Origin of the sequence: Marinibium conchae (genome assembly GCF_015595035.1) — a bacterium.
GTDB lineage: Bacteria > Pseudomonadota > Gammaproteobacteria > Enterobacterales > Alteromonadaceae > Glaciecola.
This window is the reverse complement of sequence record NZ_JADNRN010000001.1, coordinates 931,903-949,868: the sequence shown is the minus strand read 5'-3', so window position 1 is coordinate 949,868 and position 17,966 is coordinate 931,903. Positions and strand designations below refer to the sequence as shown.

Annotated in this window: 18 protein-coding genes and 1 tRNA gene; 10 read left to right on the top strand and 9 right to left on the bottom strand. The window is 43.2% G+C overall.

Annotated features, from left to right (window positions below):
- The first annotated feature begins 113 nt into the window (after positions 1 to 113).
- Positions 114 to 590: a YchJ family protein gene (locus ISG33_RS04050; protein ID WP_195732244.1), complete on the top strand. Its 477-nt coding sequence runs from the start codon at positions 114 to 116 to the stop codon at positions 588 to 590.
- Here the strand turns inward: ISG33_RS04050 and ISG33_RS04045 are convergent.
- The 7 genes from ISG33_RS04045 to hemA all read right to left on the bottom strand — a co-directional run bounded on the left by ISG33_RS04045 (position 581) and on the right by hemA (position 6,967).
- Positions 581 to 1,219, bottom strand: a complete 639-nt coding sequence (locus ISG33_RS04045; RefSeq protein WP_195732243.1) for an esterase/lipase family protein — start codon at positions 1,217 to 1,219, stop codon at positions 581 to 583. The genes ISG33_RS04050 and ISG33_RS04045 overlap by 10 nt on opposite strands.
- Positions 1,220 to 1,231: 12 nt before the next feature.
- Positions 1,232 to 2,245 (bottom strand): biotin/lipoyl-containing protein, encoded by a 1,014-nt coding sequence (locus ISG33_RS04040; RefSeq protein ID WP_195732242.1) that lies wholly within the window; start codon positions 2,243 to 2,245, stop codon positions 1,232 to 1,234.
- A gap of 85 nt (positions 2,246 to 2,330) precedes the next feature.
- Positions 2,331 to 3,173, bottom strand: coding sequence for a 3-deoxy-8-phosphooctulonate synthase (kdsA, locus tag ISG33_RS04035; protein ID WP_195732241.1), 843 nt, complete (start codon positions 3,171 to 3,173; stop codon positions 2,331 to 2,333).
- A 106-nt stretch (positions 3,174 to 3,279) separates the two neighbouring features.
- Positions 3,280 to 3,657: a SirB2 family protein gene (locus ISG33_RS04030; RefSeq protein ID WP_195732240.1), complete on the bottom strand. Its 378-nt coding sequence runs from the start codon at positions 3,655 to 3,657 to the stop codon at positions 3,280 to 3,282.
- A gap of 24 nt (positions 3,658 to 3,681) precedes the next feature.
- Positions 3,682 to 4,599: a peptide chain release factor N(5)-glutamine methyltransferase gene (gene prmC, locus ISG33_RS04025; protein WP_195732239.1), complete on the bottom strand. Its 918-nt coding sequence runs from the start codon at positions 4,597 to 4,599 to the stop codon at positions 3,682 to 3,684.
- A complete protein-coding gene (prfA, locus tag ISG33_RS04020; protein ID WP_195732238.1) occupies positions 4,599 to 5,687 on the bottom strand; it encodes a peptide chain release factor 1 in 1,089 nt (362 codons plus the stop codon). The genes prmC and prfA overlap by 1 nt, the downstream gene beginning before the upstream one ends.
- Positions 5,687 to 6,967: a glutamyl-tRNA reductase gene (gene hemA / locus ISG33_RS04015; protein WP_195732237.1), complete on the bottom strand. Its 1,281-nt coding sequence runs from the start codon at positions 6,965 to 6,967 to the stop codon at positions 5,687 to 5,689. The genes prfA and hemA overlap by 1 nt, the downstream gene beginning before the upstream one ends.
- A 181-nt stretch (positions 6,968 to 7,148) precedes the next feature.
- Here hemA and lolB point away from each other — a divergent pair, with 181 nt between their 5' ends.
- The 6 genes from lolB (at position 7,149) to ISG33_RS03985 (ending at position 10,741) form a co-directional block, all read left to right on the top strand.
- Positions 7,149 to 7,784, top strand: a complete 636-nt coding sequence (gene lolB, locus ISG33_RS04010) for a lipoprotein insertase outer membrane protein LolB (protein ID WP_195732236.1) — start codon at positions 7,149 to 7,151, stop codon at positions 7,782 to 7,784.
- Positions 7,769 to 8,608, top strand: a complete 840-nt coding sequence (gene ispE, locus ISG33_RS04005; protein ID WP_195732235.1) for a 4-(cytidine 5'-diphospho)-2-C-methyl-D-erythritol kinase — start codon at positions 7,769 to 7,771, stop codon at positions 8,606 to 8,608. The genes lolB and ispE overlap by 16 nt, the downstream gene beginning before the upstream one ends.
- Positions 8,609 to 8,658: 50 nt before the next feature.
- Positions 8,659 to 8,734 (top strand) — tRNA-Gln (locus ISG33_RS04000).
- Between the two features lie 31 nt (positions 8,735 to 8,765).
- Positions 8,766 to 9,713, top strand: coding sequence for a ribose-phosphate pyrophosphokinase (locus tag ISG33_RS03995; RefSeq protein WP_195732234.1), 948 nt, complete (start codon positions 8,766 to 8,768; stop codon positions 9,711 to 9,713).
- Between the two features lie 148 nt (positions 9,714 to 9,861).
- Positions 9,862 to 10,173: a hypothetical protein gene (locus tag ISG33_RS03990; protein ID WP_195732233.1), complete on the top strand. Its 312-nt coding sequence runs from the start codon at positions 9,862 to 9,864 to the stop codon at positions 10,171 to 10,173.
- Between the two features lie 40 nt (positions 10,174 to 10,213).
- The gene (locus tag ISG33_RS03985) at positions 10,214 to 10,741 is read left to right on the top strand and encodes a hypothetical protein (protein WP_195732232.1); all 528 of its coding nucleotides are present in this window, start codon (positions 10,214 to 10,216) and stop codon (positions 10,739 to 10,741) included.
- A gap of 282 nt (positions 10,742 to 11,023) precedes the next feature.
- Here the strand turns inward: ISG33_RS03985 and ISG33_RS03980 are convergent, their stop codons facing one another.
- Together ISG33_RS03980 and ISG33_RS03975 are read right to left on the bottom strand one after the other, a co-directional pair.
- The gene (locus ISG33_RS03980) at positions 11,024 to 12,052 is read right to left on the bottom strand and encodes an MBL fold metallo-hydrolase (RefSeq protein ID WP_195732231.1); all 1,029 of its coding nucleotides are present in this window, start codon (positions 12,050 to 12,052) and stop codon (positions 11,024 to 11,026) included.
- A gap of 209 nt (positions 12,053 to 12,261) precedes the next feature.
- The gene (locus ISG33_RS03975) at positions 12,262 to 14,709 is read right to left on the bottom strand and encodes a TonB-dependent receptor (protein WP_195732230.1); all 2,448 of its coding nucleotides are present in this window, start codon (positions 14,707 to 14,709) and stop codon (positions 12,262 to 12,264) included.
- A gap of 787 nt (positions 14,710 to 15,496) precedes the next feature.
- Between ISG33_RS03975 and ISG33_RS03970 the strand changes: the two genes are divergently transcribed.
- From ISG33_RS03970 to ychF, 3 genes are read left to right on the top strand one after another with little or no spacing between them, the layout of a single operon-like run.
- Complete coding sequence (locus ISG33_RS03970) at positions 15,497 to 16,135, top strand: 50S ribosomal protein L25/general stress protein Ctc (protein ID WP_195732229.1); 639 nt, start codon at positions 15,497 to 15,499, stop codon at positions 16,133 to 16,135.
- 5 nt (positions 16,136 to 16,140) lie between these two features.
- A complete protein-coding gene (gene pth, locus ISG33_RS03965) occupies positions 16,141 to 16,725 on the top strand; it encodes an aminoacyl-tRNA hydrolase (protein ID WP_195732228.1) in 585 nt (194 codons plus the stop codon).
- Positions 16,726 to 16,772: 47 nt separating this feature from the next.
- On the top strand, positions 16,773 to 17,864 hold the full coding sequence (ychF, locus tag ISG33_RS03960) for a redox-regulated ATPase YchF (protein WP_195732227.1): 1,092 nt from the start codon (positions 16,773 to 16,775) through the stop codon (positions 17,862 to 17,864).
- Positions 17,865 to 17,966 lie beyond the last annotated feature (102 nt).

The window sequence follows — 17,966 nt, the reverse complement described above, 5'->3', positions numbered from 1 at the left end:
GGCTTCGAAACCCTTTTCTTGTAAAAATACAACAAAACTATAGTCTGTAGTAAAGGTCATACGCGAAAAACAGTATACTCGACCAAATCACTCAATAAAATCGAAGACAAATTATGTGTTATTGCGGAACAGAAACGCCATTTGAGCTTTGTTGTAAAGTTATCATCCAACAACAGTCAGCCGAAACACCAGAACAGTTAATGCGCTCACGTTACAGTGCATTCGCTTGCCATAGTTTCGACTATATCATCGATACGCACCACCCCAGCACTCTTGATACGCTAACAAAGCAAGATCTGGAGGAAAGTGCAGAAGCGACTCAATGGCTTTGTCTTAAGGTTATTAATACTAGTCCAATTCAAGCCTTAAGCCCTCAAGAGTACTTTGCTGAAGTGGAGTTTGTAGCGACTTACCAATCAAATGGTAGCTTTTACAACTTGCACGAACATTCCTATTTCGAAACTATATTAGGAAAATGGTTTTACAAATCAGGAAAAGAGGGAAAGTTGAGCGGATTGTATAAACCTGAAAGAAATGAGCTTTGCCCTTGCCAAAGCAAGAAAAAATATAAGAAATGCTGCTACGTTTGAAACTCGCCATTTTGTAAAAAACCCAATACTTGCTCAATAACCTCTTTATTTCGCATCATGAAGGTGTGAGTTACTGGTAAAGTGAGATGATCGTTCATACCGTCAACTTTAGAGCTTTCTACCGATACTTTACCATCATTAGGTTGCGGGATGAGAGTAGAGAGTATCAGGTTAATACTTCTTGACCCAGCAATGATACCCAGCTCAAAGTCTGCGGGACCAAGCTGATTAGGAACACTTTGGTCATTCGTTGCTAGCTGGAGGCCAGCGGGACCGTTAACAGTTTTAAAGCCTGGCAGTTTATGTAGTTTATCAACCACCTCACTACCGTGATTAGGTGGCCCTAGCATTACCACCTTTCCTAGGTTTGGCAATGTGTTTTCATGAAGAAAATGACGAACCAATATGCCCCCCATAGAGTGGGTAACAAAATGAATAGAAGACTTATGCTGTAAGCGAGCTACGGGCTCAGCAATCGCCAAATCGGCAAGCGCCTCAATATCATGCTTTGTTGATGGGTAGTCGATATTAAGCACTTCGTAGCCATTGTCTGATAAGGCGCCCTCAAGCTTCGCCATGGAGGAAGCACTTCTAGCAAGACCATGTAATAAGATTACAGCTTCTGACATCTGGCCCAGCCCCTAAATGAAACGCTCTAAAAACTCCTGAATCACTGGCCAGAGTTTGAAATACTGTATCGAGAAAGCCGCAGCACCTAGCACCACAAGAACCGAAATGAAAATAGTGAAACCACTATTGCTCTCATCTTCCACCTGCAAGCTCACCTTATTTTCATTACTATTTTGCTTAGGGCTTTCTGTATGGTTAACTTGTGCATGAGTGGCTTCTGCGTCATCACCAATGAAATGCTCAATTTCTGTCTCAGTTTCAGGCTCAGAAAAAGGCGCTTGCTGAGAAGACGTCTGTTCTTGCTTTGACCGCTCTAACAACGCTCTTTCTAGCTTGCTTTGTTCTGGCCTCAATTGTTCTTCTGTAGCTTGCTCTGTTTCAACTTGTTCTACTTCAACTTGTTCTACTTCAACTGGTTCTACTTCAACTGGTTCTAATTCAACTGGTTCTACTTCAACTGGTTCTACTTCAGCTTGTTCTACTTCAGCTTGTTCGGCTTTAGCTTGCTCAGGCCTAACTGTTGCTTCGATATTCTCTGTCGCTGGTGTTTGTGCGATAGGGGCATTTACTTGTGCGTTTTGTTCTGTGTTTTGTTCTGTGTTAGGCTCTGCGTTTGGTTCTGCTTTAGGCTGAGCGTTTAGTTGAGCGCTTGATTGAGCATTTAGGCTCGCGACAGAGCTCATGTTGAGGACATCGGCTTTACCTGACTTTTCATCACCGGCACGCTTTTCCCCTAAATCGGCTTCAAACATTGCCTGAATATGGTCAACATCCTCTTGATAGGTATCTTTATCCGACTTCAGCACACACAAGAGGGATTCTTGCGCAAGCTTATCGCCTACATTAACGTTAATACTATGAATAACACCGTCGGCGGGAGCAAAGATTTCCAACACAACTTTGTCAGTTTCGATATCAAGTATACACTGATGATGATCCACTCTGTCGCCCTCGGAGCAGTGTATAGCAATAACCTCTACTTTCTCTGATTCGTCAGGAAGAAGGGGAACTGTCATTTCCATCATCGGATATATCCTTGGCTCAATGCGCTGTCAAAAGTGCTGATTTACGAGGCTTAGGCCCGCTGCGTACCATCCATACTAACCGATTCTATTTGATATTCAACGGCGGAAAGCTTTTTACTAGATCATCAATTGCTTTCATTTGGCGTAAATAACCTTCAAGTTTATCGAGAGGCAGCGCACAGGGACCATCACATTTTGCGTTATCGGGATCGGGATGCGACTCTATGAATAAACCAGCAATACCCAATGCTATACCACTGCGAGCTAATTCTGCCGCTTGCTGTCGACGACCGTCTGCAGAATCACTTCTTCCACCAGGTTTCTGTAGAGCGTGCGTGGCATCGAAAATAACTGGGGCCATGGTTTTCATCTCATCCATTCCCAACATATCAACAATCAGATTGTTATAGCCATAACAAGAACCTCTTTCGCAAAGCAAAATTTTATTGTTACCCGCCTCAGCAAATTTGCTAATAATGTGCTTCATTTCATGTGCGGCTAAAAACTGAGGTTTTTTGACGTTGATAACTGCATTAGTTTTCGCCATCGCGACCACTAAGTCTGTTTGGCGCGCTAGGAAGGCTGGTAATTGAATGACATCAACTACTTCGGCAACGGGTGCAGCTTGATATGGTTCATGTACATCTGTGATGATCGGCAGATCAAAACTGGTTTTGATGTCTTCAAAAATCCGTAAGCCTTCGTCCATGCCTGGGCCTCGATAGGAATTAATTGAGCTACGATTTGCTTTATCAAATGATGCTTTAAATACGTAGGGAATTCCAAGTTTAGTCGTTACTTCCTTGTAAGTTTCGGCAATACGCATTGCCAAATCTCGTGATTCCAATACATTCATGCCACCAAACAACACGAATGGCGCATTATTATCGACCTGTAATTGCTGCACATTTACTTGAGAAATCACCATTTACCACCTTACAAAATAAAAAAATTAATACCTAACAAGCTTCATTGTTACAAACAAACTGCAACGCTCATGTCTGCTGACATTCTTAGCAGTTGCTCAAGGGAAATTAGACTAAGAAAGAAAAAGGCTGTTTTGAGTAAGCTATTGAGGCGGTTAGCATCACCCAAATGACTGCACATGCGAAACCAATAACTCTCGAGCGATTATTTTTAGCCCATTTTAAAGCGAAAAATCCCGACACAATGTACAACGAAACCCCAATAACTTTACTCGCGACCCAACCGTCAACGCCTACCATAGGAGATAGCGTAAGTAACCAAATAGCCGAACCTAAAAGCGCCGTATCAACAACATGAGGAAGAATTTTCAACCATTTTTTTTGAAGCATTGGGTGGGCTTTCATACTGAGTACAAAGCGAAATGCGAACAAAGAAAGACTTATAACAACCGCTGTAACGTGCAGATGAAGCGCCATTTGGTACATATTTATTCCTTTACTTTCAGAGTATTAGACGAGTTGACCAAGAGTAACTCGGTCCAATCCATTGAGATCTTTTTTGCTTTCAATCGACGTGTAACCCGCTGATGCTAACAACGCTTGGATATCTGCAGATTGCTCAAAACCATGCTCAATAAGCAAATAACCGTTCGAATTTAGATAGTTATGAGCTTTTCCTATAATATGCCTGATATCTTCTAGACCGTCTACACCAGATACAAGTGCGGAACTTGGCTCATGAAGCAAATCACCTTGCTGCAAATAGGCAGACTGCGACTCAACATAGGGGGGATTTGAAACAATCAAGTCGAAAGCGCTTTTAGCCGAATTAGCATCACAAAGCATATTAATAGCAGAGAACCAGTCGCTTTTTAGAAACTCAACCTCAAGCTCATTACGTTTCGCATTGCGCCGTGCAAGCTCAACAATAGTTTGCTTAAAATCGCTGCCCGTCACCTTCCAATGTGGCCTTTCCGACTTCAAGGCCAAGGCGATAGCGCCAGTGCCGGTGCCTAAGTCGAGCACGTTCGCGTTTGCTGGTAACTCAAGGGCTAAAGCTGATTCGACCAAAGTTTCGGTATCAGCCCGCGGAATAAGCGTTTCGCGAGAAGTCTCCAAGGAAAGCGTCCAAAAAGCTTGTTCTCCGGTGATGTAGCCGATTGGTTGCCCCTCAATACGTTGGCGCAGACAACTAATGTAACGTTGTTTCTGACTGAGTTTAACAGCGCGATCATATTCGGTAAGTAGCTCAGTAGGCGACACTCCAAAGGCATGTCCGGCAAGTATTTTTGCTTCTAAATCCGGCTCATTATAGGTAAGCATCCTCTGCTCCGCGTGCAGTATTTTGCGGCCACAGGCAACACAGTCGGCCAAACTGACAGCGTTATCCTGAAGTTCATCGAACAATTCGGCAAGGCTTGTGTGCATTAATGCTCTTCTGAAAGAGACGCGAGCATGTCAGCTTGATGTTCTTGTCGTATGGGTTCCATCAGCGCACCCAAATCGCCAGCAATCACATCATCCAATTTATATAAGGTAAGGTTAATTCGATGGTCGGTTACTCGACCCTGCGGAAAGTTATAGGTTCGTATGCGTTCAGAGCGGTCGCCACTTCCTACAAGGCTGCGTCGAGTGCTAGCTTCTTCGGCATTGCGTTTGTCTTCTTCCAGTTGATTAAGACGGGCCTGTAGCACAGACATCGCTTTGGCTCGGTTTTTGTGCTGCGAGCGCTCGTCTTGACACTCAACAACAACGCCAGTAGGAATGTGTGTGAGTCGAATAGCTGAGTCGGTTTTGTTAACATGCTGTCCCCCCGCACCCGAGGCTCGGTAGGTATCTACACGCAAATCGGCTGAATTGATTTCAATTGCCTCGGATTCAGGTATTTCTGGCAATACTGCTACTGTACAGGCTGAGGTGTGAATTCTGCCCTGAGATTCAGTTTCAGGTACACGCTGCACCCTATGCCCACCCGACTCAAACTTCATCACTCCGTAAGCACCATCACCGCTAATATTGACGATAATTTCTTTATAACCGCCATGATCACCTTCGTTGGCGCTCATCAACTCTAGCCGCCAGCCTTTGGTTTCCGCATAACGGCTATACATCCGAAACAGGTCACCAGCAAAAATAGCGGCTTCATCACCGCCAGCTCCAGCTCTTATTTCCAAGAAACAACTATTATCATCGTTAGGATCTTTTGGTAACAGCAACACCTGAAGGCTTAACTCAAGTTCCTCAACGCGGAGCTTAGCCTCCTTTAATTCTTCTTGGGCCATTTCGCGCATCTCTTCATCATCTTCCTTTAACATCTCAAGCGATGATGCAATATCTTCCTGAGCGGCTTGATAAGCCCCAAATTGTTTGACGAGCTCTTCTAGTTGGGCATATTCTTTAGATAAACTGCGAAACTTATCTTGGTTACCGATAACGTCTGGATCACCTAGTAAGGCTTGAACCTCTTCAAAGCGTTCAACCAACTGCTCTAATTTTTGCACTACTGATTGTTTCATTATTTTCCTGTTTCACTTTTCTCAACTGACGCTAAACCCAAAGCATTGGATAAAAGACTAAGTTGTGTATCTTGTTCTAGTTTACTTGCTTGTTGTAGGGCTTTTGTCGGCCCATGCAGCATTGACTGAGTGAGCTTAAACGCTAGCTCTTGCATCGCATCCTCAGGTTTAGCGCCATCTGCGACTTGCTTTATCGCTTTTTGCAGAAGTTCGTCGCGTTGTTTATGGGCATTTTCTCTATAATTCTTAATTAAATCGACATTTTGATAGTGTTGCTGCCAGTAGCGATAGTCTTTTACCTGTTGCTTAATCATTTGCTCAGCTTGATTTGCAGCCACTTCTCTATTTGCGACGTTTTTCTCAACAATATTTTGTAGGTCATCAACGGTGTATAGATAAGCGTCGTCAAGTTCACCAACCTCTTGCTCAACATCACGGGGAACCGCAAGGTCAATTAGCAACATGGGCTTATGTTTACGTTGCTTCAGTGCCGTCGCTACCATTCCCTTTCCGATCAGAGGCAATGAGCTGGCAGTGGAACTTATTACCACGTCAGCATTAGCTAGATGTTCGGGCACCTGGCTGATTGTGATGGCTTTACCGTCTAGGCTTTCGGCTAGTGCTGCCGCTCTTGAGAGTGTTCTGTTAGCAACGGTAATCGTTTGGGTCTGGGCGTCAATTAGGTGTTTTGCGACAAGTTCAATTGTTTCGCCAGCACCAACGAGTAGCACGTTACTTTTGTCCAAACGAGAAAAAATCTGTTTTGCCAACTGAACAGCAGCAAATGCCACAGAAACAGCATTTGCGCCGATATCGGTTTCGGTTCGCACTTTCTTTGCTATCGAGAAAGTTGATTGAAACAACTTTTCAAATTCAGTATTTATTTTACCGGCGTTTTTAGCTTCAGTGTAAGCCTGTTTCACCTGCCCGAGTATTTGCGGCTCCCCTAAAATCAGAGAGTCTAAGCCACAGGCTACTTGCATCAAATGCTCAATAGCATCGTCATCTTGCTTGATGTAGGAGTGCTCGATAAGCATCTGTGGATTTGTTTGATGGAAATCGGCTAACCATTGCCTTAAATTTTCAGCCTCGTTTGCCGCAGAAGCGCTAGCATAAACTTCGGTGCGATTACAGGTAGACAATATAACCATTTGCTCAGCATTCGTGCTCACAGAAAAAGACTGCAACGCTTGTGCGAGTTTATCTGGGGAAAAGGCAACCTTTTCTCTCAGCTCGACTGGAGCTGATTTATGGTTGATTCCAAGTGCGATAATGGTCATTAAAAAATTTTGCTGGTGCCCGAGCGTTATTTGTCGCGGCATTGTACGAAAAAGCACAAATGAATGGAAGAAATAGCCGCTAAAGAATTGATATTGAGCTAATTTCCAGCTTTTTATCGATTTTCTAAAGAAATTTGTTAACCTTTGGGCATGATAACGAAGGTAAAGACTAAAATCCGATATGACATTGACTGAGCCCGATTGGCTAAAACACAGCGTAATAATCATCATCACGCTAGTTATGCTAAGTGCATGCAAAACGACCACAAAAGAGCAAATTGACGCTTTGCCCGACAATTATAGTCAATTAAGTAACGAAGAGAAATTGTCGATGCTAACACGTTGGGAGTTATCAGGGAAAATAGCCATAATTAGCCCCAAAGAAAGACAAAGTGCTTACTTAAATTGGGAACAATTAGAGGATCAGACCGACTTCAAACTCACCAATTTACTCGGGGTATCGTTACTAAAACTAAACGCAGATAGTCAGTCAGCCAGCCTGGAGGCCGACGGTAAGCTATATGAAGATGAATCAAAGGAAGCATTGATTTATCGTACAACTGGCTGGCTTCTCCCCCTCGACAACCTAATATTTTGGATAAAAGGGGCAAGTAATGAGCAAGACATCATCGAACTCAATCAACAAGGCTTACCACGTAAAATATCTCCGAGCTGCTTTCGCTGCGCAGGCTGGCAAATCACCTACGCAAATTATAAGCAATTAGACGGCTTGTGGCTTCCACATGCGATAACTGTTGCCAATTTTGATCAAGAAACCACCTTAAAATTTAGAGTAGATGAATGGCTACGAAAATAGACTGGTATCCCAGCCCAGCTAAACTCAATCTTTTTCTGCATATTAACGGTCGTTATGAAAACGGCTACCATCAATTACAAAGTCTTTTTCAAATGCTCGACTACGGTGATGAGCTTGGCTTTCAAGTGAACTCAAGCAACATGGTTACGTTACATAAGCAAATCGACGGCGTGCCAGAACAAGAAAATCTGATTTACAAAGCGGCGATGCTGTTAAAGCCTTATGCGGCAGAGAGCGCCGGATGTATCGTTCACCTTAAAAAAAGACTAGCGATGGGCGGAGGTATCGGTGGTGGATCATCTAATGCCGCCACCGTATTATTGGTGCTAAACAAACTATGGAAATGTGAGTTGAGCAATGCAGACCTTGCTAAGCTAGGTTTAACTCTAGGTGCAGACGTTCCCGTGTTCGTTCAGGGAAAAACAGCATTTGCACAAGGTGTGGGGGAAATACTTGTGCCTGTGAAGCTTCCTACAAAATGGTATCTTGTGGCCACGCCACAGGTTCATGTATCGACTCAAGCCATATTCACCCATCCCGACCTACCCCGCTCAACACCCAAAATTGAGTTTTCTGACTATAGCTTTGAAGGGACGCACAACGATTGTGAAACTTTAGTGTCGAAATTGCATAAGGAAGTTGCATCTTTATTACAGTGGTTGTTACACTACGCACCGTCGCGGATGACCGGAACGGGCGCAAGTGTTTTTGCTGTTTTTAATGCGAAAGAAGACGCGCAAAATGTGCTCGACAAATTACCTAGTCACTATACAGGTTTCGTAGCCAAAGGTGTCAATCACTCTGGCATACATAAAGCACTTTAAGCTTATCTGTTGCACGGTGAAGGTTATTCCTGACAAGCTAAAACCTTTATTGGGGTATAGCCAAGTTGGTAAGGCAGCGGGTTTTGATCCCGCCATTCGTAGGTTCAAGTCCTGCTACCCCAGCCACCGCCAAAATAACGCACTGAGGATTAATCTTGTGCCTGATATGAAGCTTTTTGCAGGAAATGCTGTACCTGAACTCGCCCAGAAAGTCGCCGAACGTTTGTACACCAAGCTAGGAAACGCCAGTGTTGGCCGTTTCAGTGATGGTGAGATTAGCGTAGAAATCCACGAAAATGTTCGTGGCTCGGATGTATTTATTATTCAATCTACCTGCGCCCCTACAAACGACAACTTAATGGAACTGATCGTCATGATCGACGCCTTTCGTCGAGCGTCTGCAGGACGTATCACAGCGGTAATCCCTTATTTTGGTTATGCTCGTCAAGACCGCCGTGTGCGCTCTGCTCGTGTGCCAATTACAGCAAAAGTTGTTGCTGACTTTTTGTCTAATGTGGGTGTCGACAGAGTATTAACCATCGACCTCCATGCTGAGCAAATACAAGGTTTCTTCGACGTACCTGTTGATAACGCTTTCGGCACGCCAATCTTGTTAGACGATATGTTCCAACGAGACTTTGTGAATCCAATTGTTGTTTCTCCTGATATTGGCGGTGTTGTCAGAGCGAGAGCGACAGCTAAACTGTTGAACGACACCGACCTTGCTATTATTGATAAGCGTAGACCAAAAGCAAACGTTGCTCAGGTGATGAATATCATCGGTGATGTAAAAGGACGAGACTGCATAATTGTCGACGATATGATTGATACCGGTGGCACGCTAGCGAAAGCAGCTGAAGCACTCAAACACAATGGCGCTGCTAGAGTATTTGCTTATGCAACACATGCGATATTTTCAGGTAACGCTGCACAGAACTTGAGGGATTCAGTAATCGATGAAATTATCATTACCGACAGCATACCTTTAAGTAAAGAAATCAGAGCTTTGAAGAAAGTTAAACAACTCACGCTATCAGAGATGTTAGCAGAGACTATTCGTCGTATAAGCAACGAAGAATCTATTTCAGCGATGTTTGAATACTAACAACACGGCTGCATTGCAGCTTTCGAAGTAGACAAAGCCGGTATTAATAATGCCGGCTTTTTAGTTGGCGAAAATAAATAAACAAGGTATGTTATCTTATTTAACATGCATCATTTTTAGTTGGGTAAACATCAGTAAAATGCGTTTAATGAGTGGTTTACGAAAAAAATACATCGCTTATAAATATAAACGAGATGACCTTAATATCATTGAAGCGATCCCTATAGACCGCTTCAATGCCATCATTCAAAAGTGCATTAGTGAAGGTTGGGAAATTCGTCCCGAATATTACGAAATAGAGCGTCTTGAACAAGCATGGGCAGGAAAACTTCGCAAGGGGCACAGCACATTGCACTGTTCATGGAGTAGTGAAACTTATGGCGCAATTAATGGTCCTAGACCAATAATACAAAGCTTGGGAAACGAGCATGATTTGCAAAGCAGTTCCCTGCCAAGTTAGACAAACGACAATAGCAAGTGACAAACAAAAAGAGAGCAATATGAACAAAAATAATAAAGCAAACAGAACAGTGAGCATGCTCAAAAAACAAAGCAGCAAAATGCTTATGCTATTAACAGCCAGCGTGATGTTGAGCGCCTGCATGGAGGACAAGCCAAATGATGACCTTGCCAACACTGCAGCGGTTGAAGCACAAGATACCAAAGCACCAGCTAGGGAGTTAAGCCAAGTCGATGGTGATAAAGTAATCGAATTAAGCGAGTTAAGCATGGAAAATGAAAAGGCTAAAAACCAGAAAGCCACGATTACTGGTCGTATAGTTCTGAACGACATGGAAGGTGGTTTTTATGGTTTTATCGCAGAAGATGGCAGCAAATATACGCCGATGGAACTGAATAAGGAGCACATGAGAGACGGTCTTGTGCTTGAGTTAAGTGGAGAACTAATGCCAAACATGATTACAACGACACAATATGGCACCGTATTCAAAGTGAATAGTGCTAAAGTAATTGATGAATCAAAAGCAGCACCACTTCAGAAAAAAGCGGTGAATCCTAGCGATCTATAATACGCAGTCGCCCGTGCGAACCTTTTGTCGCCCCTGCGAAACGGACGTCACCCCTGCGAAACGTCCGTCACCCCTCCGGACCTCCGTCGCCCCTGCGGAGGCAGGGGCCTAGATTCCTGCCTCCGCAGGAATGACGTAACAAATGCCGCAGGTATGACCTAATAGACACCGCAGGAATGACGTGACAAATACCGCAGGAATGACTCAATAGACACCGTAGGTATAACGGGATAAACACCTCGGCTACGATAGCATCCCCGTCATCTTGGCGAAGGCCAAGATCTAAGCCTCTTTAGTTTTAAACAAATACTCGCCATCTTTGCCAATCTCTCGTGAACAATCACCGCAAAAATATAAATAATTTAAGTGAGAAAATGCCTCAGCAATCGCAAAGAACATGTTGTGCTGATTTAACTCACGCTTAAAAAGTATCGGCAAACACTCTTTAATGCTCCTTTCTTGGGCACAAAACGCTCGTAAATTACTTAAATGCAAGTGGTGATGCGCCAATAGCGCCTCAACCCGAGAATGTAGACCGTGAAAAGGCTGTTTATGTGACGGCAGTACGAGTGTTTCTGATGGCAAATCCAGAAAAGGCGGCAAAGTACTTAGGTACATTTCTAATGAGTTAGCATTTGGTTCAGTACTATAAACACCAATATTTGGGGAAATAATCGGTAAAACATGATCGCCAGACAATAATATTTTTCGCTCATCATTGAACAAACAAACATGCTCTGGAGAATGCCCACGACCAATAATAACCCTCCATAACTCACCTCCCAGATTTATACTAGCGCCGGCTTGCAAACGCTCGAACGCTACTGGAATTGGACGAATCACCTGCCCTACACCTTTGCTTTCTCTGCGATTTTTCTGGGCATCAGCAATATACTTCGACCCCATACCACAACGCACTAAGTAGTTATCATCTTGCCAATCAGAAGCACCTCTGCTGCCCGCAGAGATAGCTCGGGCAACAAAGTACTCAGAGTGACTCATATAAAGTGCCACTTTGAACTTATCAACTAAAAAGCCTGCCATTCCAATATGATCTGGGTGCATATGAGTAACAATAACTTTTGAAATACCTTTATCTAGCTTAGCTAAGATAAGTTCCCAAAGCTCCTCGACACGTTTAGTACCGATGCCTGTATCGATAAGAGCATAGCCATCGCCATCATCTACTAAATACAAGTTAATGTGGTCTAAATCAAAAGGCAAAGGCATACGTAACCAAAAGATGCCTGTAGCAACTTCAACCAGCTCACCCTCTTTTGGAATATCTACGGCAATAAACTCGACTGACATAAGCGCTCTACTTGATTAGAATGGAGTTTATATTAAAGATAAGCTTTGATAATAAAGCCAAGCATAATTATGAATTAGCATGTATCAAAAAGGCTGATAGCGCGTCTAAACTACCATCAATAGCATTTATTGCTCTGAATTTAGTTATCGGCACAAAAAGGGGCCACAAATTGCGGCCCCCTCGCTATGTCAATTTAGCATTCACAAGATCAAAACTCGTAAGACACCGATGCTCCGAACGTACGAGGTTGATTCGGGTAAGCGTTGAAGCTCCCCGCTTGTATTGGCGGTGGAAATGCCGATAAGAAATACTCATCGTTCGTTAAATTTCGCACCCAAATCTGCAGTGCAAGGCCACTATCGAAGTTTAGTCCGGCACTGGCATTTACCGTATTCACTTTGCGCGTTAGCGACTCTGGCACGTTTGCCACCAAACGCACCTCACTCTCATATAAATAATCACTGCGAACATAGCCAGTAATGTCATCGCTTAAATCAAAGTTGTAAGTAATGCCAGCAGTGAAACTGCGTTCGTGAATACCAGCAGGCTTCTCGCCACTCAAGTCCTCAGGCCCATTAACACCAGCGCCACCTACGAAAGAGTCATATACAGGGTCGAGTAAAGTGCCTCCAAAAGTAAGCACGATATCATCAGTTGGCCGCAGGTTAGCATCAAATTCAATCCCAGTTGTTGATTGCTGGCCTGCATTAGCTAACACAAACCCTGTACCAACGAAGGTACTAGATTGAAAACCTTCGATTGTTTGGTCAAACAAAGTCACATTTAATGCACCATAAGCAAAACGAGACTTCATACCTAGCTCGTATACTTTCGCTTCTTCAGGGCCAGCAAATCGGGTTCCGTAATTCTGATTTGCTTGAATTAAGCCAGCATCGGTCAATGCTTGGGCGTCACCGGGAAAAGGTCTAGTATCGCGAGACAGGTTCCATGATGTTGCTTTGAAGCCAGTTGCAGCAGTTGCAAAGAAATTGAAATTTTTATTCAATTCATAGGCTAAACGGAGGCTCCACGTAGTGTCACTGTCATTACTATTTCCACTTTCCACAGCATTGGGGAACTCAAGTTGCTGCGGTAAAAACTGAACGCCTCGCAAGGTTGGAATAAATGGCGCCAAGCTATCAATGAATGGCAATGGCACACCAAATAATGTTAAATCGTTATTCAGGTCGATTGCCGATAGTGCTTCGGAGTTAGTCGAGTCGATTGTGACGTCTTTTTCGTCTTTAGTGTAGTTTGCACCCAAGGTTGCTGTTAGTTGCTCTGTTAATGCATAGTCGAAATTTACAAATAGCGAATAAGCATCATTTCGTTGAGTAAAGTCTGACGTAATTGTGGGCCCGGCGGAGAAGAAAGTGTTCGGGGCTAAGCCAAACACACCCTCTACACCAGCCAACAACGGCGCTAAGCCTAAAGCATCAAAATAACTTCTTACGTCATCTCCGTAGAAAAGAGTATCACCAGTATCAACATCCTCAGAGAAGATAAAGGCACCTACCATCCAGTTGAAATTACTTTCGGTTGTTGAAGTAAGACGAAATTCTTGAGTGAGTGTTTGAATATCGGTGTAGCCACTCTCGGTTAATATATCAAGTGAAGTATAATCAACATCAACAAAGTAATTTGATTCGTTATTACGTATTGCGGTGATTGAAGTCAGTGCAAAAGTGTCGAAATCTACGTCGACCTGAAGGGAAATCCCGCCATCTTCTACATCGTTATTAGGATCGATGTTCAACGCAGACTCAAAAGCAAACGGGTCAGCTTCGTCTAACACTACACCACCTAGCGCTCTAACTGCTGCTGTCGTAGGGCCATTTATAACATCGGCAACGGTACAACACGCTTCGCTTATTTCACTATAATCTGCGATGAAACGCACACTGACATCTTCTGTTGGCTCGTAGAGAAATTGACCTCGTAGATTCCAGCGGTCTCTGTTATTTAGCTCTCCTAAACCCACGACACTCTCGGTAAAACCGTCTCGTTTATTTAAGCCCGCAGAAACACTAAAGGCCATCTCATCGTTAATCGCATTGGTATAGTAGCCCTTCATGAGCCTTTGATTGAAGTTCCCAATACCCAGCTCTACTTTTCCCTCAGGAGCAAAAGATGGTGCCTGCGTGCGAACACTAATGACCCCTGCAGAGGCATTTTTTCCGAACAAAGTACTTTGTGGTCCACTCAGCACTTCGACTTGCTCTAAACGTGGCAAGTCTCCTATTTGAGCAGCAGCTCTAGAGCGATAAACGCCGTCGATAAATACACCAACAGATGGTTCAATACCGGTATTGTTAGTACCGTTTCCAAAGCCACGAATGGAAAAATTGGTATTTGTTGAACGTTGTAATGGCGTAACGCGGAGGGTTGGTACGAGTGTTTGTAGATCCTGAATATCTAATACTTTGGTTTGCTCAATAGCTTCAGCACTCGTTACTGTTATCGCAACGGGTGTTTCTTGCAAACCGGTTATTCTTTTTGTCCCCGTGATTAAAATAACCTCAAATTCAGTGTTTTCCTCTTCCTTGGTCTCAACATTTTCTTGTGCCATCAAAGACTGTGAACTTAGACCTAGTGAGAAGGCCACAAGAGTAGATAGGGTAGTTTTTCTAAACAATGGTAATGCGCTTTTATTCATAACATACTCTTCAATATTAACTTTATTATTATTTATTCGTGTTTGTGCAAAATAAAGAAGCTTAGATTGCTCTCAACATCCGTTTACAAGTAAGGTAGTGAGTAAGCAAAGTTTGGTTATATAACTGCGGCAACAGTAATCGACTAGCAACCTTTGTGATTTTTGTCAGTACGAATACTCATAAATTAGCAAAGGTATAACTAGTCAAACTTCTTACTCTTCAACGCATAGTAGCAAGTAAATAGTTAAATGTAACAATTATGTTAATAGAATGTATTTATAGTTAATAATAAGGTGGTGTTTTTAAAGTTTGAGGCATACAACAAGACACATCTTGTTTGTCAAAAAGGCCTTTGTGAAAAGACTGCCTAGGCAATGCCTCCTTTTCAGCTTAAACGATATGATCGCTTCGGATTATTCATGACATCACTCCAGACCTAGTTAAATTATGCCTTATTGAACAAGAGAAACGGTTCTTTAAAAGAAAGCTTAGTAGTGTTAACTAATGAGTGGTCAATGCTCAAAACTGATCGTTTAGATAGTTCTTGCAAATAACGCCGCTGGGCCGCTCAGGTCGCGGTGTTAATCCAAATAAATTAATTATTCTGCGTAAAGCAATGGAAGAATGGCTGTTTTTATCAAAAGCATATTGTACCAACCCCAGCCCAGTGATAGAATGCGCCGCCCGTTTAGCTACGGGCTTTCGTTTAGTCATTATTACAAACGAAATTGTATTCGGTTTGGTCGCAAAACCGAATGAATCTTACTCACAATTTGGAGACATCATATGTCTGACGCAATATTTACATTGGATGCAACTGTCCGTACTGACCTAGGGAAAGGTGCGAGCCGCCGCCTTCGTCATCAGGATAAAGTGCCTGCTATCCTTTATGGTGGTGAAGACGCACCTGTTTCATTAACACTAGAGCACAACAAAGTACTTCAAGCACAAGAGTTTGAAGCATTCTACTCGCACGTACTTACTATCAACGTTGATGGTAAAAAAGTAGAAGCACTCGTAAAAGACATGCAGCGCCACCCTTACAAACCAAAAGTAATGCACATTGACTTTCAGCGTGTTATTGCCGGTCAAGCTCTACAAACTAACGTACCTTTACACTTCATTAACGAAGATGCTGCTGCATCTATCAAAGTTGAAGGCGGTCACGCAGAGCACCACATGGCTGATATCGAAATCACTTGTATGCCGAAAGACTTACCTGAGTTCATCGAAGTTGACCTTATGGACGTTGCACTAGGTCAGACTTTGCACATTTCTGACATCAAGTTGCCAAAAGGCGTTGATTCTGTTGAACTTACTAAAGGTGAGTCACACGACTTAGCTGTAGTAACAGTTAAAGCAGCAAAAGGCCCAGCAGTTGAAGAAGATGCTGCTGAAGGTGACGCAGAGGCTTCAGAGGAATAATCAGCTTGGCTGACATTCGTCTTATCGTGGGCCTGGGAAATCCAGGCCCCGAATATAAAAATACTCGTCACAATGCGGGTGCTATGTTTGTGGAAAGCTTAGCTTCAAGGTTTAATTGTCCTTTAAAGTTTGAAAGTAAGTTTTATGGTTTTACCGGTCGTTTCACTCTTAACGGCAAAGATGTACGTCTCCTGATCCCAACTACCTTCATGAATAAAAGCGGCCAATCCGTTGGTGCTCTTGCCAATTTTTATAAGATCGACCACTCTGAATTGTTAGTTGCTTTCGACGAACTCGATTTTGAACCTGGGATAGTGAAATTCAAGCTTGGTGGTAGTTCAACTCAAAACGGAATTCGAGACATTGTCGCTAAACTAGCAAACCAACGTGACTTTTTGCGTTTACGCATCGGTATCGGTCATCCAGGCCATAAAGGCAAAGTTACTGGCCACGTACTAGGCAGAGCGCCTAAAGACGAACAAGATAAAATGGATGCCGCTATTGATGAGGCTATCCGTTGTGTCGAGATACTATTTAGAGATGGTTTAACCGCTGCCACACAGCGCTTACATTCATTCAAAGCAGAATAAATAACGATGCTGTATTTCATCAGCATCATTGATAGAGGAACTCCCCCATGGGTTTTAAATGCGGCATTGTTGGTCTACCAAACGTAGGTAAATCTACTCTTTTCAACGCTCTTACCAAAGCTGGTATTGAGGCAGCGAACTTTCCTTTTTGCACAATTGAACCTAACACTGGTGTTGTTCCTGTGCCCGACGAGCGCTTAGATGCCTTAGCAAAAATTGTATCACCGGAACGCGTTATTCCGACCACTATGGAGTTTGTTGATATTGCGGGCCTTGTTGCTGGTGCCTCAAAAGGTGAAGGCTTGGGTAATAAGTTCTTAGCCAACATCCGTGAAACCGATGCAATTGGACACGTAGTGCGCTGTTTTGATGATGAAAACATCGTGCACGTTGCGGGGAAAGTTAACCCTCAAGAAGATATCGACGTTATCAACACTGAACTTGCCTTGTCTGACTTAGAAACCACCGAAAAAGCAATATTACGAGTCGCAAAACGCGCTAAAGGTGGCGACGCAGATGCTAAATTTGAACTGAAAGTCCTAGAGAAGATATTACCTCACTTAAATGAAGGTGAATTGCTTCGTGCTGTTGAATTGACCAAGGAAGAAAATGCGGCAATCGCCTACATGAACTTCTTAACGTTAAAACCAACCATGTATATCGCCAACGTAAGTGAAGATGGTTTTGACAACAATCCATACCTCGACAAAGTCAAAGAAATTGCCGCTAAGGAAAACGCCGTAGTGGTAAGCGTTTGCGCAGCTATTGAATCTGATATCGCAGAACTAGAAGACGATGAAAAAGCGGAATTTATGGACGAACTTGGCCTTACCGAGCCGGGGCTAAATCGCGTAATAAGAGCTGGTTATAGTTTACTTACACTTGAAACCTACTTTACCGCTGGTGTAAAAGAAGTGCGAGCATGGACCTATCCAATAGGCTCTACAGCGCCACAGGGTGCCGGAAAAATACATACCGATTTCGAAAAAGGTTTTATTCGAGCTGAAATTATTGGCTACGATGATTATATCGCTAACAACGGTGAAGCCGGTGCAAAAGAGGCCGGTAAATGGAGATTGGAAGGCAAAGACTACATTCTAAAAGATGGCGACGTTATTCACTTCCGTTTCAATGTGTAAGCATTAATTAAGTTATCGTAATTCTACAAGCCTTCTTCACGAAGGCTTTTTTCTTTCTCAATTCTAGTTTTTACCTAATTGTTATAATCACTGAATAAATTC

Bases quoted from the DNA above. Each gene is read 5' to 3' on its own strand.
- ISG33_RS04030 (WP_195732240.1), bottom strand. From the start codon at position 3,657: ATGTACCAAATGGCGCTTCATCTGCACGTTACAGCGGTTGTTATAAGT.
- prfA (WP_195732238.1), bottom strand. From the start codon at position 5,687: ATGAAACAATCAGTAGTGCAAAAATTAGAGCAGTTGGTTGAACGCTTT.
- ISG33_RS04045 (WP_195732243.1), bottom strand. From the start codon at position 1,219: ATGTCAGAAGCTGTAATCTTATTACATGGTCTTGCTAGAAGTGCTTCC.
- prmC (WP_195732239.1), bottom strand. From the start codon at position 4,599: ATGCACACAAGCCTTGCCGAATTGTTCGATGAACTTCAGGATAACGCT.
- ISG33_RS03980 (WP_195732231.1), bottom strand. From the start codon at position 12,052: ATGTCAGTCGAGTTTATTGCCGTAGATATTCCAAAAGAGGGTGAGCTG.
- ISG33_RS03990 (WP_195732233.1), top strand. From the start codon at position 9,862: ATGAGTGGTTTACGAAAAAAATACATCGCTTATAAATATAAACGAGAT.
- hemA (WP_195732237.1), bottom strand. From the start codon at position 6,967: ATGACCATTATCGCACTTGGAATCAACCATAAATCAGCTCCAGTCGAG.
- ISG33_RS04040 (WP_195732242.1), bottom strand. From the start codon at position 2,245: ATGATGGAAATGACAGTTCCCCTTCTTCCTGACGAATCAGAGAAAGTA.
- ISG33_RS04050 (WP_195732244.1), top strand. From the start codon at position 114: ATGTGTTATTGCGGAACAGAAACGCCATTTGAGCTTTGTTGTAAAGTT.
- ISG33_RS03970 (WP_195732229.1), top strand. From the start codon at position 15,497: ATGTCTGACGCAATATTTACATTGGATGCAACTGTCCGTACTGACCTA.
- ispE (WP_195732235.1), top strand. From the start codon at position 7,769: ATGGCTACGAAAATAGACTGGTATCCCAGCCCAGCTAAACTCAATCTT.
- kdsA (WP_195732241.1), bottom strand. From the start codon at position 3,173: ATGGTGATTTCTCAAGTAAATGTGCAGCAATTACAGGTCGATAATAAT.
- ISG33_RS03985 (WP_195732232.1), top strand. From the start codon at position 10,214: ATGAACAAAAATAATAAAGCAAACAGAACAGTGAGCATGCTCAAAAAA.
- lolB (WP_195732236.1), top strand. From the start codon at position 7,149: ATGACATTGACTGAGCCCGATTGGCTAAAACACAGCGTAATAATCATC.
- ISG33_RS03975 (WP_195732230.1), bottom strand. From the start codon at position 14,709: ATGAATAAAAGCGCATTACCATTGTTTAGAAAAACTACCCTATCTACT.
- ychF (WP_195732227.1), top strand. From the start codon at position 16,773: ATGGGTTTTAAATGCGGCATTGTTGGTCTACCAAACGTAGGTAAATCT.